20 protein-coding genes are annotated in these 25,059 nt (G+C 62.8%); 5 read left to right on the forward strand and 15 right to left on the reverse strand.

The window, feature by feature from the left end:
* The first annotated feature begins 81 nt into the window (after positions 1–81).
* Positions 82–1,149: a LacI family DNA-binding transcriptional regulator gene (locus tag NKJ73_RS24345; RefSeq protein ID WP_352455781.1), complete on the forward strand. Its 1,068-nt coding sequence runs from the start codon at positions 82–84 to the stop codon at positions 1,147–1,149.
* Here NKJ73_RS24345 and NKJ73_RS24350 read toward each other — a convergent pair.
* A complete protein-coding gene (locus NKJ73_RS24350; RefSeq protein ID WP_023674185.1) occupies positions 1,134–1,616 on the reverse strand; it encodes a flavin reductase family protein in 483 nt (160 codons plus the stop codon). The two genes, NKJ73_RS24345 and NKJ73_RS24350, sit on opposite strands and share 16 nt — an antisense overlap.
* Entirely contained in the window at positions 1,616–2,773 is a 1,158-nt protein-coding gene (locus NKJ73_RS24355; protein ID WP_352571375.1) for an LLM class flavin-dependent oxidoreductase, read from the reverse strand. Before NKJ73_RS24355 ends, NKJ73_RS24350 begins: the two co-directional genes overlap by 1 nt.
* Positions 2,774–2,998: 225 nt before the next feature.
* Here NKJ73_RS24355 and NKJ73_RS24360 point away from each other — a divergent pair, with 225 nt between their 5' ends.
* Both NKJ73_RS24360 and NKJ73_RS24365 read left to right on the forward strand, forming a co-directional pair.
* On the forward strand, positions 2,999–3,655 hold the full coding sequence (locus NKJ73_RS24360) for a GntR family transcriptional regulator (RefSeq protein ID WP_352571376.1): 657 nt from the start codon (positions 2,999–3,001) through the stop codon (positions 3,653–3,655).
* Positions 3,656–3,715: 60 nt separating this feature from the next.
* Positions 3,716–4,789, forward strand: a complete 1,074-nt coding sequence (locus NKJ73_RS24365) for a Gfo/Idh/MocA family protein (protein ID WP_502902176.1) — start codon at positions 3,716–3,718, stop codon at positions 4,787–4,789.
* A gap of 28 nt (positions 4,790–4,817) precedes the next feature.
* Here the strand turns inward: NKJ73_RS24365 and NKJ73_RS24370 are convergent, their stop codons facing one another.
* The 6 genes from NKJ73_RS24370 to NKJ73_RS24395 all read right to left on the reverse strand — a co-directional run bounded on the left by NKJ73_RS24370 (position 4,818) and on the right by NKJ73_RS24395 (position 10,658).
* On the reverse strand, positions 4,818–5,876 hold the full coding sequence (locus tag NKJ73_RS24370) for an ABC transporter ATP-binding protein (RefSeq protein ID WP_352571378.1): 1,059 nt from the start codon (positions 5,874–5,876) through the stop codon (positions 4,818–4,820).
* 39 nt (positions 5,877–5,915) lie between these two features.
* Complete coding sequence (locus NKJ73_RS24375) at positions 5,916–6,737, reverse strand: carbohydrate ABC transporter permease (protein WP_023674179.1); 822 nt, start codon at positions 6,735–6,737, stop codon at positions 5,916–5,918.
* Positions 6,738–7,640: a carbohydrate ABC transporter permease gene (locus NKJ73_RS24380; protein ID WP_352476784.1), complete on the reverse strand. Its 903-nt coding sequence runs from the start codon at positions 7,638–7,640 to the stop codon at positions 6,738–6,740.
* A gap of 35 nt (positions 7,641–7,675) precedes the next feature.
* A complete protein-coding gene (locus tag NKJ73_RS24385; protein WP_352571379.1) occupies positions 7,676–9,013 on the reverse strand; it encodes an extracellular solute-binding protein in 1,338 nt (445 codons plus the stop codon).
* A 61-nt stretch (positions 9,014–9,074) separates the two neighbouring features.
* Complete coding sequence (locus NKJ73_RS24390; RefSeq protein WP_023674176.1) at positions 9,075–9,734, reverse strand: GntR family transcriptional regulator; 660 nt, start codon at positions 9,732–9,734, stop codon at positions 9,075–9,077.
* A gap of 39 nt (positions 9,735–9,773) precedes the next feature.
* The gene (locus NKJ73_RS24395; protein ID WP_031211068.1) at positions 9,774–10,658 is read right to left on the reverse strand and encodes a dihydrodipicolinate synthase family protein; all 885 of its coding nucleotides are present in this window, start codon (positions 10,656–10,658) and stop codon (positions 9,774–9,776) included.
* A 508-nt stretch (positions 10,659–11,166) separates the two neighbouring features.
* Here NKJ73_RS24395 and NKJ73_RS24400 point away from each other — a divergent pair.
* Both NKJ73_RS24400 and NKJ73_RS24405 read left to right on the forward strand, forming a co-directional pair.
* Complete coding sequence (locus tag NKJ73_RS24400; RefSeq protein ID WP_023674166.1) at positions 11,167–12,282, forward strand: hypothetical protein; 1,116 nt, start codon at positions 11,167–11,169, stop codon at positions 12,280–12,282.
* Positions 12,283–12,586: 304 nt separating this feature from the next.
* Entirely contained in the window at positions 12,587–14,344 is a 1,758-nt protein-coding gene (locus NKJ73_RS24405) for an adenylate/guanylate cyclase domain-containing protein (protein WP_352571380.1), read from the forward strand.
* A 276-nt stretch (positions 14,345–14,620) separates the two neighbouring features.
* Here the strand turns inward: NKJ73_RS24405 and nadE are convergent, their stop codons facing one another.
* The 7 genes from nadE to NKJ73_RS24440 form a co-directional block, all read right to left on the reverse strand.
* A complete protein-coding gene (gene nadE / locus NKJ73_RS24410; RefSeq protein WP_352571381.1) occupies positions 14,621–15,628 on the reverse strand; it encodes an NAD(+) synthase in 1,008 nt (335 codons plus the stop codon).
* Positions 15,625–17,172 carry a class I adenylate-forming enzyme family protein gene (locus NKJ73_RS24415; protein ID WP_352571382.1) on the reverse strand — a complete coding sequence of 516 codons (1,548 nt, stop codon included), beginning with the start codon at positions 17,170–17,172 and terminating at the stop codon, positions 15,625–15,627. The genes nadE and NKJ73_RS24415 overlap by 4 nt, the downstream gene beginning before the upstream one ends.
* Positions 17,173–17,194: 22 nt before the next feature.
* A complete protein-coding gene (locus NKJ73_RS24420) occupies positions 17,195–17,458 on the reverse strand; it encodes an acyl carrier protein (RefSeq protein WP_352571429.1) in 264 nt (87 codons plus the stop codon).
* Between the two features lie 19 nt (positions 17,459–17,477).
* Complete coding sequence (gene asnB, locus NKJ73_RS24425; RefSeq protein WP_352571383.1) at positions 17,478–19,415, reverse strand: asparagine synthase (glutamine-hydrolyzing); 1,938 nt, start codon at positions 19,413–19,415, stop codon at positions 17,478–17,480.
* Between the two features lie 186 nt (positions 19,416–19,601).
* On the reverse strand, positions 19,602–20,573 hold the full coding sequence (locus tag NKJ73_RS24430; RefSeq protein WP_352571384.1) for an NAD-dependent epimerase/dehydratase family protein: 972 nt from the start codon (positions 20,571–20,573) through the stop codon (positions 19,602–19,604).
* A gap of 109 nt (positions 20,574–20,682) precedes the next feature.
* Complete coding sequence (smc, locus tag NKJ73_RS24435) at positions 20,683–24,141, reverse strand: chromosome segregation protein SMC (RefSeq protein WP_352571385.1); 3,459 nt, start codon at positions 24,139–24,141, stop codon at positions 20,683–20,685.
* Between the two features lie 117 nt (positions 24,142–24,258).
* Positions 24,259–24,984 (reverse strand): DsbA family protein, encoded by a 726-nt coding sequence (locus tag NKJ73_RS24440; RefSeq protein ID WP_352571386.1) that lies wholly within the window; start codon positions 24,982–24,984, stop codon positions 24,259–24,261.
* Positions 24,985–25,059: the final 75 nt, after the last annotated feature.

Raw genomic sequence — 25,059 nt, forward strand, 5'->3', positions numbered from 1 at the left:
ACTGTTTCACAGCCATTTTTCTTGCGCAATCTGAAAATTTTTTGCATTAATCGGATGACTTTGCCGGAGGTGACCGAGCGGATGAATATCCAGGGCAAGCGCGGCCGCCCCAGCCGCCGCATTCGACTTGAGGAGATCGCGGCGCGTTGCGGCGTGTCGGTCAGCACCGCCTCCCGTGCGCTGAGCGGTGTCGGCGGCGTGAGGGACGAGCTTCGCACCAGGATCATCGAAACGGCGAAGTCGATGAACTATGCCATTCCCGCCTCGGTTGCCGGCCGCAAGGTCATCCTGGCCGCAAGCAGCGTGGCAATGGTGGACAGTGCCCGCAATCAGTTCACCTACCATGTCCTTGATGGACTCAACGAGCGCGCCCGGTTGCTGGGCGTCGAACTCGTGACCCGGCCGGTTTCGGCGCCCGAGGACGAAATCGCGCTGCTGCGTGAATCCGAGCGCGACGACAGCGTCGCCGGCTGCCTGTTTCTGACGCTGGACGATGACGATGTGCTGACGCTGACAGCCGGATTCGCCAAGCCGATCGTGCTCGTCAACGGCGACGATCCCTCGATGCGCCATTCGAGCGTGACGCCCTGCAATCGCTCTGCCGCCATGCTTGCGGCGCAGCATCTGATCGGCCTCGGCCACCGCCGCATCCTGTTCCTGATGCGGCGTGGCCGGCGCACGATCGAGCGGCGCTACGAAGGTTGGCGCGACGCGCTGATCACAGCCGGAATTGCCGGCTTCGACGACTTCGTGGTTGAGGTGCAGGACTGGCTGCCGGAACTTGCGAGCAGGGCCGTGACCGAGCGCATCGCGGCCCGTGGCCTCGATTTCACCGCCGTGCTGACGGCCGGCGACAGCTTGGCGTTTGGTGCCATCGCCGGCGTCCAGGAGGCCGGATATTCGGTGCCTGGCGATGTGTCCGTGGTCGGTATGGACGACTTGCCGCTCGCTGCCTTCTGCAACCCGCCGCTGACGGCGATGCACATTCCCATGCGCGAGATCGGATCGGCGGCGCTTAGCCTGCTGCTCGACGATATGGCCCATTCGGGGTCGCCGCCGCGTCGCGTCGAACTTGCCTGCAATCTCGTGGTGCGCCAGTCGACGGCACCAGCCCGAAGCGGCGCCGGCGGTCATCAACTGGCCTCTTGAGCGCGCGACTTGCCGCCAGCAAAGAGCAGCGGCAAACCCTCTTGCGTCTGCAGTTCAAGGACACGTCCAAGCAGGATCATATGGTCGCCAGCCGGGAAGCGGTCGGCGACGCTGCATTCGAACCGCGCCAGTGCGCGCGGCAGCAATGGCACGCCGTGCTCGCTCCACGACAGGTCAAGATCGGCAAAGTCCGTCCCCGACTTCGAAAAACGCCAGCACAGATCGATTTGATCTTCCGCCAGCACGTGAATGGCGTAGTGCGCGGAATTGGCGAAGGCTTCGAACCGGCGCGAGTGGCGGCCGATAGACCAGAGCACCAGCGGCGGATCGAGCGACACGGATGAGAAGCTGTTGGCAGTGATTGCGACCGGGCCGTCGGCCGTGCCGGTGGTGACGACCGTGACGCCGGTGGCGAAGCGCCCGAAGGCATTGCGCAAAAGGCGTGGATCGCACACGACATGCTCCATCAGCGGCGCTCCCCCGTTCCCAGTGGTGTCGCCGGGATCCGTTCCGGCACCCGGCCATAGGCGTGCGGGAGCGAGCATGTCTTGAGCTGAGGCAACACCTTGGTGCCGAAATGACGCGCCTCGTCGAGATGCGGGTAGCCGGAAAAGATGAAGGCGCGGATCCCCATCTTCATATACGTCTCGATTTCCGACAGAACCTGATCGGCCGAGCCCACGAGCGCCGCGCCGCAACCAGAGCGCGCCCGCCCGACGCCCGTCCACAGATGCGGCTCGACATAGCCTTCGGCATCGGCGATCTGGCGGTTCCTGGCTTGGTGCGATACGCCGAGCGATCGGGCGTCGAGCGCGCGCTCGCGGATCGCCCTGCCCTGCTCGTCGTCCAGCTTCGAAACCAGCTCCCGGGCATATTCCTTTGCCTCGGCCTCGGTATCGCGCACGATCATGTGGACGCGCAGGCCGTAGTCGAGCGTCCGCCCATGGCGCTCGGCGCGTTCGTGGACGGCCTTCATGCGGCCGGCAAGTTCCTCCCTGGTTTCCGGCCACATCAGGTAGACATCGCACTGTTCGGCGCAAAGCTCGAGCGCGTCGGGCGAATAACCGCCGAAATAGAGCAGCGGGCCGCCATTTTGCTGATAGGGCTTCGCTGGCGCCGTCGAGAGTCCTTTGTAGCGATAGACCTCGCCCTCGAAATCGATGCTGTCCCTGGTCCAGGCCTGGCGCAGGATCTGCACAACCTCGCGCGAACGCTGATAACGGTAGGCGCTGTCGGCCGTCTCGCCCGGAAAGTCAGACGAAATGATGTTCACCGTCAGCCGGCCTTCCAGCATGTGATCCAGCGTCGCAATCGTGCGCGCCAGCATGATCGGCTGCATCTCGCCGCAGCGCACAGCGGCGAGCAGATTGATCTTCGAGGTGATCGGCGCGCAGCCGGCTACGAAGCTCAGCGTGTCTTGGCCGACCTGATAGGACGACGGACACAAGATGTTGCGGAAACCTAGTTCCTCGGACGTCTTCACGATCTCGGAGCAATGCGCCCAGCTCGAGCGCAACGCGCCGTCCGGCACACCGAGATAGCGATAGTCGTCCGAGCAGAGTGCGGCGAACCACGAGACTTCGGCTGCATCGAGATCCGGCGAGGTGATTGGGACGATGCTCATTGCCACTCTTCAAAAAAGAAGCCCGGGCCATTCTTCAAAGAGGTCCGGAGCTGCGAATAGGGCTTGCGTAGCATTCGTTTTGTTGTAGATCAATACTGTATCAATTTGAGCGAACCCGAAACCGGGATGTGATTGGAACGCGGGATGCATTTGACAAGGGCTGACCCCGGCCACCGATCCAGCCAGATGCGTGGGCCCTTGCCTGTGCACTTGCAGACCAGCGAAATGCTGATCCGCGAAATCGCGGCCGGACGGCTGGCCGACGGGGCGCGGCTGCCGCCCGAGCGCGAGATGGCCGCGAGCCTCGGGATTGCCGTCGGCACGCTCAGGAGGGCGCTGGCAGATTTGACCGAAAAGGGCCTTCTCGACCGCATCCAGGGCTCGGGTAACTATGTGCGGGCGCGCGGCGACTTGCTCGGGGTCTATGCCTTTTTTCGCCTGGAGCGCATCGGCGGTGGCGGCCTGCCGAGCGCCGACGTGCTGTCCGTCGAGCGGCTGCCCAAGCCCGCCGACCTGCCGCAATTCGGCAGCTCCGGCGAAGCCCACCGTATACGCCGGCTGCGGCGGCTCGACGGCGAGCCGGCCGCGGTCGAGGAGATCTGGCTGGACGTCAGCCGCGCCGAGCGGCTCAAGCGCCAGGATTTGTCGGAATCCCTCTATCTCCACTACCGGCTCGCGCTCGGCTTTTCGATCGTTCGCGCCGAAGACCATGTTGCCGTCGCACCCGCCCCGGACTGGGCCCCGCTCGAATTCAGGCCACCGCCGGGGACGGTCGTGGGGTTCATAGAACGTATCGCCTGGGCTGGCGACGGCGCCAGCGCGGAATATTCCCGCAGCTGGTTCGATCCGGGCGCGGCGCGGTACGTCACGCGTTTCAGATAGGCCGGAGGAAGACGCAGCGTGACCAGATCATCGATCGGCTACGGCATCATCGGCTGCGGCATGATGGGCCGCGAGCATATCCGCAATATCGCTCTGTTGCCCGATGCGCATGTGGCCGCGATCGTCGAGCCGGACCCCGGCATGTTGGCGGCGTCGCTGGCGACGGCGTCGGGCGCGCGATCGGCGGCATCGATCGCCGAACTGCTGGCCATGGATGAGGTGGACTGCGTCTTGATTGCCAGCCCCAACCACCAGCACCTCGGTCAGATGGAGCAGATCGCCGCACTTCGACCACTGCCGGTACTGGTGGAAAAGCCGCTCTTCACCGAGGGCGCCGACGAGGGGCGGATCGCGGCGTTGAAAGCTCGGCTTCCGCTCGTCTGGGTGGCCATGGAATATCGCTATATGCCCCCCGTCGCCGTATTCGTCGAGCAGGCGCGCCACGCCACCGGCGGCATCCGCATGCTGACGATCCGCGAGCACCGCTTCCCGTTTCTGGCCAAGGTCGGCGACTGGAACCGCTTCAACCGCAACACCGGCGGCACGTTCGTCGAGAAGTGCTGCCACTTCTTCGACCTGATGCGGCTGATCCTCGGATCGGACCCCGTCCGCGTGATGGCGAGCGCTGGACAGGCCGTAAACCATCTCGACGAACGCTATGGCGGTGAGAGGCCAGATATCCTTGACCATGGCTATGTGCTGGTTGATTTCGCAAGCGGCGCGCGCGCCATGCTGGAACTGTGCATGTTTGCCGAGGGCAGCCGCTACCAGGAGGAACTCTGCGCTGTCGGCGGCGACGGAAAGATCGAATGTCTGGTGCCCGGACCAGGCCGTTTCTGGCCGACCCACCTTGGCCCTGCGCCAGTGCCCCAGTTGATCGTTAGTCCGCGCAATCCGCCTGGACCACGACTGCTGGAGATTCCCGTCGACCCCCGGCTGCTCGAGGCAGGCGACCATAACGGTTCGACCTATTTCGAGCACGCCCGCTTCACCGCTGCGGTGCGCGGACAAGGCAAGGTGGAAGTGACCTTGCAAGACGGCTGGTGGGCCGTCGTCATGGGTCTTGCCGCCCAGAGATCGGCCCGCGAAGGCCGCGCCATCGAACTCGCCGGTGAATTCGCGTTGCCGACCTAGGCCGACGACGCATTACCGGACCACCGAGTCAGATGCGCCGACCGGTTGCTGCGTCGAACAGATGCGCACATGCGCGGTCGATCTCGATCCGCACCCCTTCGCCTTGCTTGAGCGCAAGCCTTTCTCGGAAAAGGCAGGAAATTTCTTCACCGGAGCAGTCGACCCTGGCGAAGATTTCCGAGCCTGTCGCCTCGAGAAGCGTGATCGTGCCCGGCACGCCTTGCCCCGTCGCCCGGATATGTTCCGGGCGAATGCCGTAGACGAGTTCGCGTCCTGCGGCATCCGCCGGCTGGGCGCCTTCCGGCAACGGCAGGATCAACCCGCCGGCGCTGCGGAACACGCCCTCCTCGATGCGGCCGGCGATGAAGTTCATGGCGGGCGAGCCGATGAAACCGGCAACGAAGAGGTTGGCCGGATGGTCGTAGAGGTCCAGCGGCGCGCCGATCTGCTCGACCAGGCCATCATGCAGCACGACGATCTTGTCGGCCATCGTCATGGCCTCGATCTGGTCGTGCGTGACATAGATCGTCGTGGTACCCAGCCGCTGGTGCAGGGCCTTGATCTCGCCGCGCATCTGGACGCGCAATTTGGCATCGAGGTTGGAGAGCGGCTCGTCGAACAGGAAGACCTGTGGGTCGCGTACGATCGCGCGGCCCATCGCGACGCGCTGGCGCTGGCCGCCCGAAAGCTGGCGCGGATAGCGGTCAAGCAGCTTTTCCAGGCCGAGGATGCCGGCTGCCTTCCGGACCCGGCCAGCGGTGTCGGCCGGGTCGGCTCTCTTGATCTTGAGGGCAAAGCCCATATTGTCGGCCACAGTCATATGCGGATAGAGCGCATAATTCTGGAACACCATGGCGATGTTCCTGTCCCGTGCCCGCAGATTGTTGACCATACGCTCGCCGATGGCGATCTTGCCGCCGGAGATCGTCTCAAGGCCTGCGATCATGCGCAGCAGCGTCGATTTTCCGCATCCCGACGGGCCGACCAGGATGACGAATTCTCCGTCGGCGATATCGACGCTGACGTCGTGAATGATCTTGGTGGCCCCGAAGGCCTTCTGCACGTTGTTGATTGTTACCGATGCCATTGGATCTTTCCTGGAAAAGAGTGATGTCAGGACGCGCCCTCAGCCGCCCTTGACGGCGCCGGCGGTCAGCCCCGCGACGATCTGCCTTTGCGCGAACATGGTCAGGATCAGCACCGGCAACGTCACCACCAGCGCCGCCGCGGCGAGCGGCCCCCAGCTGACCTGCTCGTAGGACAGCATGTTGTAGACGGCGACCGGGAGTGTGCGCGTCTCACGGCTGGCGAGCACCACGCCGAAGACGAAATTGTTCCACGAGAAGATCACGGACAGGATGAAGGCGACGACGATGCCCGGCTTGGCGATGGGCAGGGCAACCAGCCGGAAAACCTGCCAGGAGCTGGCGCCGTCGATGTTGGCCGCCTCTTCCAGTTCCATCGGCGTGGTCTCGAAATAGCCGATCATCACCCACACCACGATCGGCACCGTCACCACCAGATGGATGATGATCTGCGGCCACAGCGTGCCGAGTATCCCGATCCATTGGAACAGCAGAAACAGCGGGATGAGATAGGATAGCCCAGGCGTCATGCGGGCGATCATGATGACGACCGCCGATCGTTCAGCCTTGAGCCGTGCGATGCCATAGCCGGCCGGTACGCCGATCAGCAGCGCCAGCAAGGTCGCCGTGCCGGTCACCAGAACCGAATTCCAGAGATAGAGCAGGAAATTGTTCTCCTCGAACACCTTTACATAGTTCGACCAGGCGAAGCGTTCGGGGATCAGGATCGGCGGATAGGCACCGTTGTCGATCTCGAATTTCAGCGACAGCGAGATCATCCAGAGGAAGAACAGGATCGCCGGCGAGACGAAAACCAGGGCAGCGAAGAACAGACCGATCTGGTTGAGCAGCCGTGAACTCATCTATTTGCCCTCCGTATCGATCCACTGCGAGCGTTGGCGCAGCATCAGCAGGACAAAAGACAGGGCCACGATGACGACGAAGAACACCACGGCCATGGCCGAACCGTAGCCGATATCGTAGTAGGAGAAGGCGGTGTTGTAGAGATAGATGTTGATGGTCTCCGACGCCGTGCCCGGCCCGCCCTGGGTCATCGCGTAGATGATGTCGAAGCTCTTCAGCGCATCGATGGTGCGGATGATGACCGCGATCATCAGGAACGGCGCGATCATCGGCAGAGTGAGATAGCGGAATTGCTGCCAGGCATTGGCGCCGTCGATCTCGGCGCTTTCGAAGGGCTCGCGCGGCACCGAGGCCAGCCCGCCGAGCACGATCAGCATGACCAGCGGCGTCCACTGCCAGGTCTCGACCGCAACCAGCGACGGGATGACCGTGTTGGCGTTGAATATCCATTCCTGAGCCGGGATGCCGACCAGCGACAGCAGGTAGTTGAGCACGCCAAGCTGAGGATGGAACATCATTGTCCAAACCAGTGCGACGGCAACGGGTGTCGCCATCATCGGCATGACGAAGACGCCGCGCAGCAAGCCGCGCAGCGGAAACCTGGCATCGAAGATCAGGGCGGCCAGAGTGCCCAGCAGCATCGGCGCTGCAACCGAGAGGAAGGTGTAGGTCAACGTATGAACAAGGGATTCCCAGAAACGTGGGTCGCTGGCCAGGCGGAGATAGTTTTCCATCCCGGCAAAGCTCCGCGACTGGCCGAGCGTCCAGCGATTGACGCTCATCCACAGGGTGAAAGCCCAGGGGAAAACGATGACGGCGCCGACGACGACGAGTGCGGGGACAACGAAAGGCCAGTAGTTGGGAGCCAGCCGGATCGTCTGGCTCCCGTCGATAACCGGCATTGTCACCCCGGTCTGTTCTGGGGTGGTGGCCGACATCAGCCCTGCTCGCTCCTGTCGAGAACCGGCTGGAACTGTTCGGTGGCCTTCTTCAGCTCCGCGGCGGGATCGGCGCCGGCAATCATGTTGGTCAGCGCCACGCCATAGATGTCGCGGAATTCCGTGACCGGGATGATGACCGGCAGTGCCAGCCGACTGATATTGCCCGAGCCGACCACGGCATCAAGCCAGCTTGCCGGCATGGTGACGCCTTCGCGCACCTTGGGATCCTCCAGCACGGATTTGCGGAACGGAACGCCGGCCCCGGCCTGCAACAGCCGTGCACCCATAGTTGGCGATACCGCCCACTGGCAGAACAGATAGGCAGCCTCCTTCTTCTCGCTGGCGGCGGTAACGCCAATCCCGTCGCCGAAGGTGCCCGAGGCATGCGCCTTGGGACCCTTGGGCATCACGCCGTAACCGACCTTGCCGACCACCCTCGATTTTTCCGGATTTTCCATCGGCGGGGCGAAACCCACGCCGTCGAGCCACATGCCGATCTTGCCCTGCAGGAAGGCCGACTGTGCTTCGGCCCAGTTGAACCCGGTAACGCCCGGAGGGGCGGACTTGGTCATCAATCTTTGATAGAGCGCGGCAGCCTCGATCGCCTCGGGAGCCTCGGTGCGCAGCTTGCCCTTGTCATCTAGCGGCGTCATGTCGTAGCCGAGCATCAGCGACGTCCACACCGGCGTGTTTGCGTTCTTGAGCCCGCGGGCGACGAAGCCGTATGTATTGGTCGAGGGGTCGGTCAGCGCTTCGGCGGCTGCCGCCAGTTGTTCGAAGGTCTCTGGGTATTTGAGGCCCTTGGCCTCGAACAGCTCCTTGTTCCAATACAGGATCCAGTAGTCCACCGAGAACGGTAGCGAGCGCAGCACGCCCTGGCCGTCCTTGGCAAACAGCATGCCGGCTTCGGCGAAGTCGCTTTCGACCAGCGCCGGGTCGGTGAGCGACGGATCGGCGAGATAGCCGGCGATATCGGCCAGCCAGCCACCCTTCTCGAACTGGCGCTTCTGCACGTGGTAGCTCAGATGCACGACGTCGAAGCTCGGCTTGCCCGAGCTCAACTCGATCACCGTCTTCTGGCGCTGCTGCTGCTCGGGCGTTGCCTCGGCATTGACCTTGATGCCGGTCAGTTCCTCGAACTCGGCGAGATATTTCAGGATGGTGTCGCTGCGCGGGCTTTTCACCAGATTGACGTCAAGCGTCGTCCCGGCAAAGCGTTTCCAGTCAACGCCTGCGGCAAAGCCGGGGCGAAGCCCCACAAGGCCGGCAGCGGTTAGCGCCGCGGTTCCGGCAAGGAGTTGCCTCCTGGTTGGGTTGAACAGATTGGACGACATTTCTTCCTCCCGGTTGCTGTCGTTGTGGATGCGCCGCGAACCGCGGCGCGGCTATATTTCCTCAGATCTGGAGCGCCAGCCGGCGCGCATTGTCGATATGCAGACTGATCGCTTCAACCGCTTTTTGCGGATTGCGGCTCTCCATGGCTTCGATGACTGCCAAATGTTCGCGCATCACCGGCACCACACGACCGTCGATGCGGAAACGCTCCTGGTGGATCAGCCGGATTTTCACCGAGTTGACCAGATAGGCCTTGGCGATAATCTCGTTGCCGAGCGCATTGATGAAGGTGTCGTGCATCGCCCAGTCGATGTTCTGGGCCTTGGCTTCCATTTCCGGCGTCGGCGCCTGCCCGAGAGCTTGAGCCAGCATCTCTTCATGTTCGCGCCGCATGCGGGCAAGTTCGGCATCAGAAGCGCTGGTCGTGAATAGCGCCACTGCCTCGCGTTCCATGAACAACCGAAACTGAAACGCCTCGCGGATCAGATTGATATCGATATGCGCGATCTGCATGCCGCGCTGCGGGATGGTGGTCAGCAGTCCCTCGGCCTCGAGACGCGGGACGATCTCGCGAATGGCACCCAGCGGCAGCCCGGTGAAAGCGACCAGTTCGCGCTGTGACACGAACTGCCCCGGCCGCAGATCGCGGGCCAGCAAATGCCGCGTGAAGCTGGCATAGGCCTTCTCCCGGAGAGTGATCGGTTCGCTGCCGTCTTCCACTTCAGCTCGCTTCCTTGTCGGTCGGCCCGGCCTTGTCGGTCAGGCCGCCTCTGTCGCAAACAGCCTGTCGTAGGCAGCGGCAAGCTGCCGCTGTCCCTGTGGATCGATCGCCTCTAGGGGCGGGCGGACCGCCAGCCAGCGCTCGTCGCCGGTCTTGCGCGCGACCATGACCTTCACCGCCGGCGTGACCGGGTATTTGAGCAATTCGAGCACGAAGTCTTCGACGCGTGGGTCGTCGCCCCCGTTTTCGACCATTGCCCGGATTTCGCCGGTAACAAAATTAGCCATGCCGGAAATCGCGCCCTGTCCGCCGCGGCGGACGCTTCTCGCCAGATGCCGTTCGTCGCCGATGAGGATCACCAGATCGCCGTGCGCCTCAAGCAGCGCCTCACTGTAGCTCCAGTCCCCGCCGGAATCCTTCACCCCGGCCACCACAGCGGGAAAAGCGGCGCGCAGCCGGCCGATCAGCCCAAGCGGGAGCGGCACCATGGTGACTGAGGGGATGTTATAGAGCAGCACGTCGCGCGCCAGCGGACCGAGTGCGGCGAAGACGGCGGAAAACCATCCGAACAGCCCGTCCTCGCCGACATTCTTGAAGTAGCTCGGCGGAGCGAGCAGAATGTTGCGAACGCCGCGCTGCAAAGCGTGCCGGGCCTGATCGGCGGCATCTTCGGCTGCATCGACCAGCACTCCGGCGACGAGCTGATGTGGCGGAATACCGGCCGCCAGCATGGCCTCGGTGACGATCCGTCGCTCGTCGGTGCCGACCGAGGCTCCTTCGCCGGTGGTGCCGAACAGCGTCGCGCTGCTGCAGCCGGCGCCAAGGCAGGCTCGGGCATGCGCGATCATCGGCGCGAGCGCTATCTGCCCCGACGGGTCGAAGGGTGTGGTCAGGGCAACCGAAAGACCAAAGCGGGAAGCCAATGCGATCTCCGTTGAAATCAATGTGGGCGTAGCGTTAACACGCTAACATGTCAGATGTAAACGGGTGATCTTGCCAACTCGGCATCGCCGAACGGCGCCTGCGATGGCCGATCACATCCGATGACACATGCTGGTGCCCCGAGCGTTCTTGCTAGATCGGCCGGAAACTTTTGGGTAGCCGCTATGGTTCGCCGTGGAATGCGTAATCAATCCACATTCGCTGAGCGCGCCGGACAAACCCGGTTCGCTACCATTCAAAGCAACGACTTTAATATCGGTTTACCTGAATCTGCTAGCAGCAATGACGCCGGTTTTTCGTCGGTCAAGCAAAGGGTTCCATCTTGCCGCAGCAATTCAGCACTCCGTTCGGTCACCGGGGCGATCGCAACTGGCCGAGGTTGCACGGCTTCATGGGCGTCGAGTTGGAACGCGCGCCCGATGTTCTCGTGCCTCGCGTCGCCCTGGCCCGGAAGCTCGGTGGATGGGACTTTGGTGGCGGGAGCCGGGCTTGAGCGTCATTCGCGCCTTGCAAGGCGCCGACCTCCCGGCAGTTGCGAACATGTTTCAGCGCGTGCTGTTGAAGGAGAGGACCGAAGCGCCGGCCTCTCTCGTGGAATACATGAAACGGTTTTATCTGGATGCGCCCGGTTGCGCAGACAACCTCCGGTCGCTTGTCCATGTCAACGACGCCGGTCGCGTCTCCGGATTTGTCGGCGTCCACGTCCTGTCTATGACGTTCAACGGCCGACAACTACGCGCGGCCATCTGTAGCTCGCTCATGGTCGAGGACCATGAGCACGACCCGCTGGCCGGCGCCCGCTTGCTGAAAGCTTACCTGGATGGTCCGCAGGACATCTCCTTCAGCGAGACGGCCAACGATATTTCCGTGAAATTGTGGACCCGGCTGCGCGGCGTGGTCCTGCCGCAATACAGCCTTGACTGGGTCCGCGTGATGCGCCCCGCGGCCTTCATGCTCAGCCTTTCCGCCAATCGCATGGCGCTTGCGCGAATGCTCAATCCGCTGGCGCGTACAGTCGACCGATTTTACTGCAGAAGGATGACGTCCAGCGAACGACGTTGGTCGGGTGTGGCGGTGGACGGGGCAGGCCACGGAGCGTTTCGCACATCCGAAATCGACAGCCACGCATTTGCCAGGCTCATCGAACCGTTTACCGCTCAATTCGCCCTGCGCCCAGATTGGACGGAAGGCCAACTCGACCACATCCTGACCGATGCGGCACAAAAGCCGGATCTGGGCGAGCTTGTCTACGTTTGTGTGACGTCGCCAGTCGGCACCAATGTCGGCGCTTTCGCCTATTACGCACGAAAGTATGAAATTGGTCGCGTGCTGCAGATCTTTGCCCTCCCCGGCCAGGCGGGCCCGGTGATTGACTGTCTGATCGATCACGCCGCCGCGCGCGGCGTCAGCGGCCTGCGCGGACGCATTCAACCTGCACTTCTGGAGGCGATGCTTGGACGACGCATTGCTTTCCTGACCGTTGCCTCAACGGTGGTGCATTCACGCGATCCAGAGCTTCTGGACGCCATGAAGAACTCGCAAGTTTTCCTGAACGGGCTTGCGGGCGAGCAGTGGAGCCGGCTGATCGGCAGCCGTTTCAGCTGAGGCGGGATGCTTTCAAGTTGAACCGAGCATCCCGCTCTATCTATTTATTTTAGGCGCGTTTCCACTTGGCTGCAAAATGCTTGGGTCAAAACCCAATCACTCTGAACGACCGAGTTCGACCCTTTGCCGTCATCCAGTTGGGAGCGTCGCATGACGCGATCTGACCCTTGTCCGACATTCGGGCTCTCATGCAGCATGGTACACAGACCCGAAAAGCTGTCTTTCAGGGGCGGCGGCAATGGCATCAACCTGCGACCTGCTGTAAGCTTGGAAAGCGGGTAACAATCCGCGAAGGATTGGGGGGATGGAACGTCATCTCGCAGCCGTCCTGATTGCCGATGTCGTCGGCTATGGCCGCTTGAGCCAGATCGACGACGAGGGTACGCGTGCGCTTTTCCGAACCGACCTGAACGAAGTATTCGAGCCAAGGATCGCTGCGCACCATGGTCGACTGGTGAAAACCATGGGAGATGGGATGCTGGTCGAGTTCCACAGTGTGGTCGACGCCCTACGCTGCGCGGTCGAAATCCAGCAACAGAAGGCGGAGGTGAACGTTCTCACGCAGCCAGAACGGCGGCTTGATTTCCGCATCGGCATCAATCTGGGCGATGTTATCGTTGAGGGTGACGACATCCACGGCGATGCGGTGAACATCGCCGATCGGCTGCAAGGGCTGGCGGAACCTGGAGGAATCGCGATTTCCGCCACCGCCTGCGACCATGTGAGGGGAAAGGTGCCGATCGGCTTTGCCTCACTCGGCGAGCAGAAAATGAAAAGTATCGCCGAGCCGGTTCGCGTGTACCGTGTCTTGATCGACCCCGCTACTGCGGGCAAGATCGTCGGTGCCAAACCAGGCCTTTCTTCCGTCGACGACAGTAAGCCGCCGGTAATTGCGGTTTTGCCGTTCGAAAACCTGAGCGCCGACGACGGCTGGACGCGGCTGGCAGACGGCCTGTCGGCCGACATGATCGGCGACCTAGCGCGCTATCCCGACCTTGCGGTCATTTCGCGCCAGACCATGCAGTCCTATCGGGGACGGGCGAGCGACACACGCTCGGTTGGACGGGAACTGAACGCCGATTACCTGCTGGAAGGGACCCTCCAGGCGATCGGACAGCGTGTCCGCGTCGCGGTGCAGCTGGTCGACACCCGGACCGGAGCCAACCTTTGGTCGGCGCGGTTCGACGAGTCGACCGATGATTTTTTTCTCATGCAGGACAGCATCACACAGAACGTCATCAATGCCCTGGCAGGCACTTTCGGCAAGCTCGCCAATCTCGGGCGTGAGGTGGCTCGGCGGAAGCCTCCCTCGAGCCTGGGTGCTTACGACTGCTATCTACTCGGGGTGGAACTGCACGACAGATTCACGACCGATGCGAGGGCAGAAGCTATACGCATGCTGTCCCGCGCCGTGGAACTCGACCCCGGCTTCGCGCGGGCCTGGATGACGTTGGGATTGGCACATGCGGTCGACGCCTTCAATGCCTTCACGCCAGATTCAGCCGCTTCGGTCGAGCGCTGGCGAAAATGCGTGGAAAAGGCTCTGGCGCTCGACCCTACCGATCCGATGACGCGCCTTTACATGGGCGCTCTCCGCGCCATTGACGGCGATATCAGCGGGGCCGCAGAGGAATACGACCGGGCGCTGGCCCTGGCACCCAATGACGCCGATGTGCTGTCGATGCTTGCCTCAAGCCGAGCTCTCGTGTGTGGAAATCCGGAAGAAGGCTGTGCTCTTGCCGAACGGGCGCTTCGCCTCAATCCGCAGGCTCCGAGTTGGTACTACGCGCAGCTCGCCCGGGCGCGGTTCGTCGCCGGTCGCTATGCCGACAGTCTGTCGTCGCTGTGCCAAAGTCCGCCGGATATTCCCGTCACTCTGATGTTCCGTGCCCTGTGTCACGCGCTGCTCGAAGAGCCGGCGCAGGCGCAGTCGATCGCCAGGCGGATTGCCGTCGAGTTTCCAAGGTTCACCGTCGAGAACTTCATCCGAACCTATCCCGTCACCAATCCTCTGGCCCTCGCTGCGATTAAGGAAGGGGCTCGTCGCGCAGGTATAGCGTAGAGCCGAAAACGGTGCCTAGCTGAGGAGGGGGACGCGCTTCCTGGATATGCCACTTGGTAAGCCAGGCCCCGCTTCCGGCACAGGCTGAAGGTCTGCTTCGTAGCGCTAACTGGGCGCTGGCGTGACCCCTGCTAAGCTTCCGCTCCTGGCGCAACGTGCTCGTCTGGCAGATGAGACGAACGGCAACCTCCCGCCCCTCTCGGCCATTGGCGGCAGCCTGCTGATTGAGTTTTGACCCTAAGGCGCTTTTTGGGACGTGGCCGGTCTCGAAGCAGGTCAGGTACCGAGTTCTTCGACTTCCTCGACGAGTTGCGGACGCTGGTGCAGATAGCGCGTCGCCTTGCGTTTGGCGATGATATCGGCCCAGACGCGTTCCACTTGTGTGGCGGCCAACCCCGCGGCCTGCCCCACTACCTCAGCCGCCACGCCGTTGTTGAGAGCGTAAAGGCAAAGATCCATACGGTCATAAGGAAGCGAGAAGTAGAACTCCTCCTGGGTCTGCGCCAGCGAGTAGGTATCGGTGGTCGGAGGCCGGTTCAGGATTTCCTCCGGAACACCGAGATGGGCCGCCAGCGCATAGACCTGCGTTTTATAGAGGTGGGCGATCGGCTTGACGTCCGCGGCGCCGTCACCGTTCTTCACGAAGAATCCCTGATCATATTCCAGCCGGTTCGGTGTTCCAAGAACGGCGAAGTTCAGACGATCAGCATGATAGTATTCGATCTGCTTGCGGGTGCGCTGCTTCATATTGGTAGCGGCGACGACGCCGAGATAGACAGGCAACGGCATTCTCAGTTTCGTCTGCTTGCCTTCGGGATCCTGCACCACCAGCGACGAGATATTATAGCCTTGGCCCTCGAGCGCGTTCGCGATCACGATCTTCGAGGCCCAGCCTTCGCCGTATTCCGGGACCAATTCGCGGATGAAGGCGTCGCGGCGCTGGTAGCAGCCCATCGCGCGCAAGGCCGGCCCGATATCCTCCGTCACAGCCTCGACACCGAAAGTTTCGGCGACGAGGCGGCCGAGCCGCAGACTTTCAGGATCGGAATCGCTTTCCGGCATGAACAGGCAAAGCACATTCTTGGGGCCGACGGCTCGTGCCGCCAACGCGACCGACACGCTCGAATCGATCCCGCCCGAAAGACCGAGCACAAGGCCCCGCTTGCGAAGCCCGCGCAACTGCTGGCGCAAGGCCGTTACGATACGGTCCGTTTCAGTGATCAGGTCGATTGCCAGAGCCTGCGCCAGAAAGGTCCGCGCATCCTCGGTCGGGCGAACATTCATTGCGCGGCCTCCATGGTTTCTGCCGCAAGCCGACGGCTGACCTTGCCGGTATCGGTCTTCGGCAGCTCGCGGCGGAACTCGATGACCTTGGGGACCATGAAGTCCTCAAGGTGGCGTGCACAGTGGCGTATGATATCCTTTTCGCTAAGCGCTGGGTCGGACCGTACGATAACTGCGCCGATCGCATGCCCGAGCACGGGATCCGGCACACCGACAACCACCGCTTCCGCGATGCCCGGATGAGCATGAAGCACGGCTTCCACTTCCTTGGGCGCCACCTTCTCTCCCCGCGACTTTATGATGTCGTCCTTGCGGCCGACGAAATAAAGAAAGCCTTCCTCATCGGCCCTGAACAGATCGCCGGTGTAGAGAACCTTCTCCCAAGGGTTCGGACCCGGGCGCAAGGCTCGTGCCGTCGCAGCTTCGTTTCGCCAATAACCCTGCATGACGTGCGGCCCGCGAATGACCAGCTCACCTGCTACGCCCGGCGGCACCCGTTGCCCCTCGTCGTTGACGACAAAGGCTTCGGTGTTCGGAATGGCTATTCCGACCGAGCCCGGCCGGCGGTCGAGCTCCTCGGGCGGCAGATAGGTGCAGCGCTTGCATTCCGTCAGGCCATACATCGAATAGAGCCTGACACCGGGGAAAAGGAACCGAAGGCGTTCTATGTGAGGCGGCGGCAAGGCAGCCGCCGTGTTGGAAATATAGCGAAGGCTGGGCAGGAAGCCCGGCGCCAGGTCCCTCATCTGCAGGATCATCGCTGCCATCGTGGGCACGAGCGGAAGCCCGGTGACGCCTTCCTGGCGGATGCGTTCAAAGACCGCCTGGGGAAAAGCGAAGGACTTCTCGAGCACGAGCGTGGCGCCGAGCCTGACGGTCATCAGCAATTGATAGAGGCCGTAATCGAAAGCGAGGGGCAGAACATTCAAGATGATGTCGTCTGGGGAGTTGCGCAGATAAGTGATGATGGAGCCCGCCGCCGCGTCGCAATTGCGGTGCGTCATCATCACGCCCTTGGGCCGGCCGGTCGAGCCCGAGGTGTAGATCAACATCGCAAGATCGACGTCAACGCCGCGGTGGTCAATCTCCCTGGCTTGGAGCGTCAAGCAATCCGCCAGGGATGTGGCCCCTGCCGGGCATTGGTTATCGGCACCAACGGTGGAGGCCACGAAGATGCCGGTCTTGCCGGACGATCCGCACGCCTCGGCGACCACGGGCATCAGTTTTGCTTGCGTGAGGATCGCAGCTGCGTCGCAATCGGCGATGATGTAGGCCAGCTTTTCGGCCTTGGTGGATGCATTGATCGGACTGAAAGTCGCGCCTGCTTTAAGAACTGCGAAAATCGAAACCGCAGCCTCCCAGCAATTGTCCATGAAGATCAGGACCCGGTCGTCGCGACTGACGCCATTCATGAAAAGGGCGGCGGCCAGACGGCTCGAAAGATCGTCCAGCTCTTCATAGCACAGCCTTTTGTGCTCGGTGATCAATGCCGTTTTGGCTGGATGGGCAGCGGCCTTCGCCGTCAGAAAATGTTCGATCCGCACGGACGCTCCTCGCCGATGGCGCCTACGCTGCCAGCGCTTCTGCCTTTGCCTTGATGAAGGCTGAGATGCGGTCAATCGAATCCAGATTGGCCGGTACGATGTCGGCATCGACCATCGCTATGCCGAAATCATCCTCTATGAATGCCACGAGCTCCAACACGGCCGTCGAGTCGATGATGCCGTTCTCGATCAGTGATATGGAGTCTGCAAGCTCGTAGGACGTGTCCCCGAACAGGAAGTTGTCGACGATAAAGGCTTTGACCTTGTCCTTGATTGCTACCATGATTTTTCATTCCCTCGATTTCTCAGGCCGCTCGTGCTGCACCGACCTTTTCGCCAGTGAAAATCTTCTGCCACAGTTGCGTCGACAAAATGCCGACGAAAGCCGCATTGTCGCGGAATCCGGACGCTGGCTGCAAGCGGCATTTCTCGTGCAGGTTCGCCACCGCCTTGGCGTTGAATAGTCCGCCGGCGGCGATGCTCGCTTCGCTCAGTGAGTCGCGTACGTAGTCCAGTTCTCCCGCTCCAACGAAGGAGCGGGCTTCCGGTGCCCGGTAAGGCTGTTTGGTGCGCTCGCGGATGGCCGTCGGAAGCAGGTGCTTGGCAGCTTTGCGCAATATGTGTTTTTCCACCAGTCCCTTCAGCTTCATCTCCGGCGGAAGTCTGGCCGCAAACTCTACCAAGCGATGGTCAAGGAAGGGGAATCGCCCTTCGATACCGTGCGCCATGGCCATGCGATCGCCCTGGCTGGAGAGGATGTAGCCCGGCAAGAGAAAGCGGGTTTCGAGATATTGCGCCTGATGCAGCGGATGCCACCGGGAAAATGCCTCAGGCAACCGGCTGGCTAGGTCCTCGGCTGCGTCATACCCCTTCAATGTCGCGCGCAGGTCACCGGAAAAGAACATCTTCGCCGCTGATGTGGTCTTGAAACGCGGCCGATGCGAGAACAGCGGATCGTCCAGGGCAGCGCTGCCGGTTCCGAAGAACGCAGCCAGGTACTCCACGGACTGCTGTTGCAGGCCCGGCAGATAGGGATAAAGCTTGCGGAACAGTTGTGGCCTGATGCGCGATGCCGGCTGTCGCGCGCAGAAACGGCGAACCCGCGCTTCCTTGAAGACATCATAACCGGCAAACACCTCGTCGGCGCCTTCGCCTGTCAGCACCACTTTCAAACCGGCCTGGCGAACGAGGCCAGACAATTGATAGAGGGGGGCCGGGGCGGTGCGGATGATCGGCCGCTCGGTAAAGCGGATGACTTCGGGAAACACACCGGCGATATCGCCGGCACGACACGCAATGGTTCGATGGCGCGTGCCAAGTGCTGACGCCATTTCGGTCTGGAAGGCGCTTTCGTCATGCTCGGCGCTGTCGAACGTCACGGAAAATGTCTGCAGCTTAAGAGGAGTCATGCCGGCCGCGAGTGCCGAAACGAGGGATGAATCGAGCCCGCCCGAAAGGTAGGAACCGACCGGCACGTCGGCGCGCATGCGAAGCCTCACCGCGTCGGTCAACAGGGCCTGCAGTTCCTCGGCCGCGTCGTCCTCATTGGTGATCTTCGATGGCGTATCCGGATACGGGTAGTCTAGGTGCCAATATGGTTTGACCGTGACTTGCCCCTGTGTCGCGATCATCACGCTTGCCGGCTCCAGCTCGTGGATGTTGCGGAAAGCCGTGCGTGGAGCGATCGGCGCCCACAGCGTAAAGATCTGGTCGAGTGCAATCGGATCGATTTCGGCCGAGACGCCGGGTACCTTCAGCAGGGCCTTTATCTCCGACGCAAAGTAGAGCACCCCGTCCTTGCTGGTGTAGAACAGCGGCCGAACACCCATGCGGTCTCTTGCAAGCACCATCCGCCGCCGCCGGTTATCCCAAATCGCGAAGGCGAAATCACCGTTCAGGAGCGACAGGCAGTCTTCGCCCATCTCGTCATACAGCTGCAGGAGAACTTCGGTATCGCTCGACGTGCGGAAGCGTCGGCCCTTGGCCAGCAGCCCTTCGCGCAATTCCACGTAGTTGAAGATCTCGCCGTTGAACGCAATCGTCAAATTGCCGGTTTCGTCGGACATCGGCTGCTGGCCATCACCAATTCCAATCACCGACAGCCGCGCATGCCCAAGCCCAGCCTCGGGCGCTACGAATTTCCCTTGTTCATCCGGCCCGCGATGGGCGATCGCAGACGTCATGCGCGCAAGCAAAGCTTCCGCATCCCGGACTGAACCGAAATAGCCCCCGAATCCGCACATCCACACAGCTCATACTGAACAGCAAGCCACGAAACATAGCGGTCATAAGCGCCTCAAAGGTTAATCGGATACTTTTCAGCAAGCATGTGGTTAACAGGATGTTAGGACAAAATGGTGCTTTTGCGGACCGACTTGCGCCCCACTCCAAGGTGTCACGCTTGAAGGCGTCACGGCGAGCGATGCAAATCACTGCTTCGAGTACGGCCGGTACCAGTCAACAAACTTCTTCAGCCCGTCCTCTATCGAAACGCTAGGCCTGAAGCCGAAATTCCGCTCCAGCGCGGTCATGTCGGCGTAAGTCTTCTCGACGTCGCTCGCCTGCATCGGCTCGTTGTGGCGGATTGCCTTGACCTCGAGCAGCCTTTCCAGAATGTCGATGAAGTCGCCCAGCCGCACCGGCCGGTTGTTGCCGACATTGTAGAGCCTGTTCGGCGGAACGTCAGCCGCCGGCGGCTTGTCGAGCACGGCGACAACCGCCTTCACAACATCGTCTATGTAGGTGAAATCGCGCCACATTTCGCCATTGTTGAAGACCCGGATCGGCTTGCCCTCGAGCATCGCCTGGGTGAACATCCAATAGGCCATGTCGGGACGGCCCCAGGGACCGTAGACCGTGAAAAACCGCAGGCCGGTCTGCGGTATGCCGAACAGATGGGCGTAGGTGTGGCTCATCAACTCATCGGTTTTCTTGGTGGCAGCGTAAAGCGAAACGGGCTTGTCGACCTGATCGGCTTCGCTGAACGGCACGCTGCGGTTGCCGCCATACACCGAGCTCGACGAGGCATAGACCAGATGCTCGAATGCCGGTTCGGCGCGACAGAATTCGAGCACTTCGAGGTGGCCCATGACATTGGAGCGGATATAGAGCCGCGGATTGTCGAGTGAGTGGCGCACGCCTGCCTGCGCTGCAAGGTGCACGATCCTAACGATGCCTTGCCCGGCCAAAGCGGCTGCAAGCGTGCCCTGTTCGGCAATATCGATCTGGTGGAATGAAAAATCCTTGTGGGGCAGAAGGCGGGCAAGCCGCCCCTTTTTGAGCGCCAGGTCGTAATAGTCGTTCATGTTGTCGACGCCGACGACCGCTTCTCCCCGGTCGAGCAGATGGTGGCAAACGTGGCTGCCAATGAACCCCGCGGCTCCGGTGACAAGTATAGGCAACAAGCTTCTCCACGCGCATAGCCGGGCCGGTATCTGGAGCGGCAGATCCGGCCCATTTTCTCGTGCTATAGTCGAAAGCCGAGGTGGAGACCACCATTAAGCTGATGCGTCAGCTTGCCTCGCGCATGGCTTCGGCCGCCTGCAGGTCTACCGACACCAGTTGGCTGACGCCTTGCTCGGCCATGGTCACCCCAAACAGCCGGTCCATGCGCGCCATGGTGATCGGGTTGTGTGTGATGATGACGAAGCGCGTTTCGGTGGTTGCGGCCATTTCGTCCATCAGATTGCAGAAACGCTCGACATTGTGGTCATCGAGCGGCGCGTCGACTTCGTCGAGCACGCAGATCGGCGCCGGGTTGGTCAGGAACACGGCGAAGATCAGCGACATCGCCGTCAACGCCTGCTCGCCGCCGGACAGCAGCGTCATCGTCTGCGGCTTCTTGCCGGGCGGTCGCGCCAGGATCTCGAGCCCCGCTTCGAGCGGATCGTCGGACTCGATCAGTTGCAGCTCGGCGGTGCCGCCGCCGAACAGGTGCGAAAACAGCCGTTGAAAATGGCCGTTGACCACCTCGAAGGCAGCGAGCAGCCGCTCGCGGCCTTCACGGTTCAGGCTGTGGATCGCCTGCCGCAGCTTGCGGATCGCCTCGATGATGTCGTCGCGCTCTGAAACGATGGCCTCCAGCCGGTCCGACAATTCCTTCTGCTCTTCCTCGGCGCGCAGATTGACGGCACCGAGCCGTTCGCGTTCGACCTTCAGCCGGTCGAGCTGACGCTCGATCTCGGCCATTTCGGGCATCGGGCTGTCGGGTTCGAGGCCGGTGTGGCGGATCACCAGATGCGGCGGCGTGTTCAGCGTTTCCTGGATGCGCGCCTCGACTTCCAGCCGACGCTCGTCGGCGGCGGTCAGCCGCTCTTCGGCGCGAACGCGGGATTCGCGCGCCTCGGCCAGCGACTGGATGGCAGCAGTCGCAGCCTTGTCCAGCTCGGACTGCCGGTTCTCCGCTTCCTGCAAGCGGTCGCCCGCTGCCTTGCGCAGGCTTTCGGCCTCGGCGAGTTGCGACAGCAGGGCGCGCCGCTTGGCGTCGATCTCGTCGGGGGCGTCGGCCAGTTGCTCGCGCTCGGCCTCGGCCTCTGCCTTGCGTTCGCCGAGCGCCGCGATCTGTGTCGAGGCGTTTTCGGCGCGCTCCACCCAGTTGCGCCGTTCCGCGCAGATGGCATCGAGCCGACGCGCACGTGCCTCGGCTTCCCGCCTCAGGCCCTCGTGAACGGCACGCGCATCGGCAAGGGCGGCGCGGTCGCGGGCGACGTTGGCCGCCGACTGCTCGAGCTGCAACTGCAGGTCGCCGAGATCGGGCGCGTCCTGCAGCAGCATTTCCGCCTCGACGAATGCCGCCGCCGTTTCCTCATGGCTGTCGACAATGCGTGCGCGCGCCTCGTCAAGTGCTGCACGCCGGCTCGACAGCTCGCCGCCGGCTTTTTCGGCCTCGGCCAGCGTATTGCGGGCAGCGTCGAGCCCGTGCTGGGCGTCGCGCCCGGCCTGTCGGGCGTTGCGTTCGGCCTCGCTCGCCTGGGCAAGCGCCTGTTCGGCCTGGGCAAGGGCTTGTTCAGCTTCGCGCAGGGTGCGCGTGGCATGGACTGCTTCGGCATCGAGCTCGGCCAGCCGGTTTTTCTGCGCCAGCCGCTGCGCGGCGGCGGTCGGGGCATCGGCGCTGGCGGTGAAGCCGTCCCAACGCCAGAGCGCGCCTTCGCGGCTGACTAGCCGTTGACCGGGAGCAAGCAGCGTCTGCAGCCGTCTTCCGTCGGCGGCTTCGACAATGCCGATCTGGGCCAGCCTGCGGGCCAGCTGTGCCGGCGCACGCACAACGCTGGCGAGGCTCCTTATGCCTTCGGGCAATGCGGCGTCGGCAGGCTGGATTTCGCTCTGGCCCCAATGTACCGGCGCACTGCGGTCGAGCGGCACGTCGAGATCTTCGCCAAGCGCGGCACCCAGCGCCGTCTCGTAGCCGCGCTCGACGCTGATCTGCTCCAGCACCGAGGGAAATAGATCGCCGCTGGCGGCGTTGAGGATCTTGGCCAGCGTGCGGGCCTCGGTTTCGATCCGCGCCAGCTCGGCCTTTGCGTCCTGAACCGGTGGGCGGCCAGCACTTTCGCCTGCACGCGCCTCGGCGACCGCCTGTTCGGCGGCAATGGCGGCTGCCTCAGCCTCTTCGAGCAGCGCCAGCGCCTGATCGACCAGCAGCCGCTTCTCGGCGGGATCGGGCAGGCCGGCGACTCTGGAGACGATCTCCGACAGTTCGCGGTCGACATCGGCAAGCTGGCGGGCAAAGCGGTCGCGGCGCTCAGCGGTGTCGCGCAGCGTCCGTTCGATCTGGTTGCGCGAGGCGGCAGCCTCCGCCCGTTCGGCGGTCAGCGCGGCGAGCCTGGCCTCGCTCGAGGCAAGCGTCGATGCCGCCTGCTCGAAAGCCGCGCGGGTGCTGGCCTCGCGCTCGGCGGCGCCGGCGTTTTCGGCGTTGAGCGCGGCTTCTTCGGCGGCGAGGCGTTCGAGGATATCCGCATTGTCGCGGACCATGCGCTCCTCGCGGGCAAGGTCGCCATCGAGCTGTTGCAGTCGGCGGTCGAGCTCAGCCTGGCGGGCGCGGATGCGGCCTGCCTCTTCCTCGATCTGCGCCTTGGCGATCGATAGACGCTGGAAGGCGGCGGCGGCAGCGGCTTCCGCATCGCGCAGGTCCGGCAGCCGGTGGGCGTTGATGCCTTGTTCCCTGGCGGCAGCCATCTGGGCGGCGGCACGGTCGCCGACCAGCGCGGTGGCAATCGCCAGCGCCGAACGCGCTTCGCCTTCCTGCGTCTTGGCCAGCGTCCAGCGCAGATGCAGCAGCGTCGCTTCGGCCTTGCGGATGTCGGCCGACAGGTTCTTGAAGCGCGAGGCCTGGCGGGCCTGGCGTTTCAGGCTTTCGATCTGACCCTCCAGCTCGCCGACGACGTCGTCCAGCCTTTCGAGGTTCTGTTCCGCCGCCTTCAGCCGCAGCTCGGCTTCGTGGCGCCGTGTGTGCAAGCCGGAAATGCCGGCCGCCTCCTCCAGCAGCGCGCGGCGCGCCTGCGGCTTTGCCTGGATCAGCTCGCCGATGCGGCCCTGGCCGACCATCGAGGGCGAGCGGGCGCCGGTCGACTGGTCAGCGAACAGCAGCTGAACGTCCTTGGCGCGAGCCTCCTTGCCGTTGATGCGGTAGAGCGAGCCGGCCTCGCGCTCGATGCGGCGCGAGACCTGCAATTCGTCGGCGTCGTTGAAGGCGGACGGCGCGGTGCGGTCGCTATTGTCGAGGAACAGCGTGACTTCGGCGGTGTTGCGGGCCGGACGCGTTCCCGAGCCGGAAAAGATGACGTCGTCCATGCCGGACGCACGCATGTTCTTGTAGGAGCTTTCGCCCATGACCCAGCGCAGCGCCTCGACCAGGTTCGACTTGCCGCAGCCGTTCGGCCCGACGATGCCGGTCAGACCGCGTTCGATGACGAACTCGCCGGGTTCGACGAAGGATTTGAAGCCGAGGAGGCGAAGGCGCGAGAACTTCATTCGCGCCGGCCCATAGCCAAGTTTCGCAAAACTGTGCCGCGGTTTTGCAAGGAGAACCCGCGGCAAGACAAAGAAGTGCGCACGCCGAAGCTACGCCGCTTCGGCGCTGCCGAAACGTCAGAGCAGAGGGTCGATGATGGCCGACATTTCCGCAATCGACATCGCCCCTTTGTAGGTCTTTCCGTTGATGAAAAAGGTCGGTGTGGAATCGACCTTGAATTCGTCGGCGCCGCGCTTCTGGACAGATCTCACATCGTCCAGAAGTTTCTGGTCCGTCAAGCAGGCCTCGAAGGACTCCTGTGTAAAACCGGCAAGCTTGGCGATTTGCAGCAGTGCGTCCTTGGTATTGTTCACACCAACCCAGTTCGCCTGCTGCCTGAACAGTACGTCGACCATCGGGAAATAGTTGTCCTTGGAGCAGCGCGCCAGCATGAAACCGGCCTCGGCGCTGGGATCGAACGGAAACTCGCGCAGTATGTAACGGGCCTTGCCGGTGTCGATATATTTCGTCTTCAGCTCCGGAAAAGTGGTCTCGGCGAAATGCGCGCAATGCGGGCAGGTCATCGATGCATATTCGACGATAGTGACCTTTGCATCGTGCTTGCCGAGCTGCATGTCGGGCAATGCGCCGGGCTTCAGCAGTGCCGCCATATCGACCGTGCCCTGAGCCTCCGGCGCCGCCGCGGCGGCCGGAGCGGCCGGCTTCGCAGGTTCCGGAGCCGCAGGCTTCACATCCTGCGCCTCGGCTTTCTCGCCCGAGTCGCTGCAGGCGGCAAGCAGCGCCACCGCTGGTATTGCGGCCAGCGAAGTCAAAAGGTTTCTGCGGGACAAGGAACGGATCATACGAATCACCTGGCAATAGTTGGATTTTGCAATGCAAAGTCTACAAAAAGCGAGAGTTGGCGCGAATTAAGGCAT

The sequence above is a fragment of the Mesorhizobium sp. M0074 genome, assembly GCF_040322975.1.
Taxonomy (GTDB): Bacteria; Pseudomonadota; Alphaproteobacteria; order Rhizobiales; family Rhizobiaceae; genus Mesorhizobium.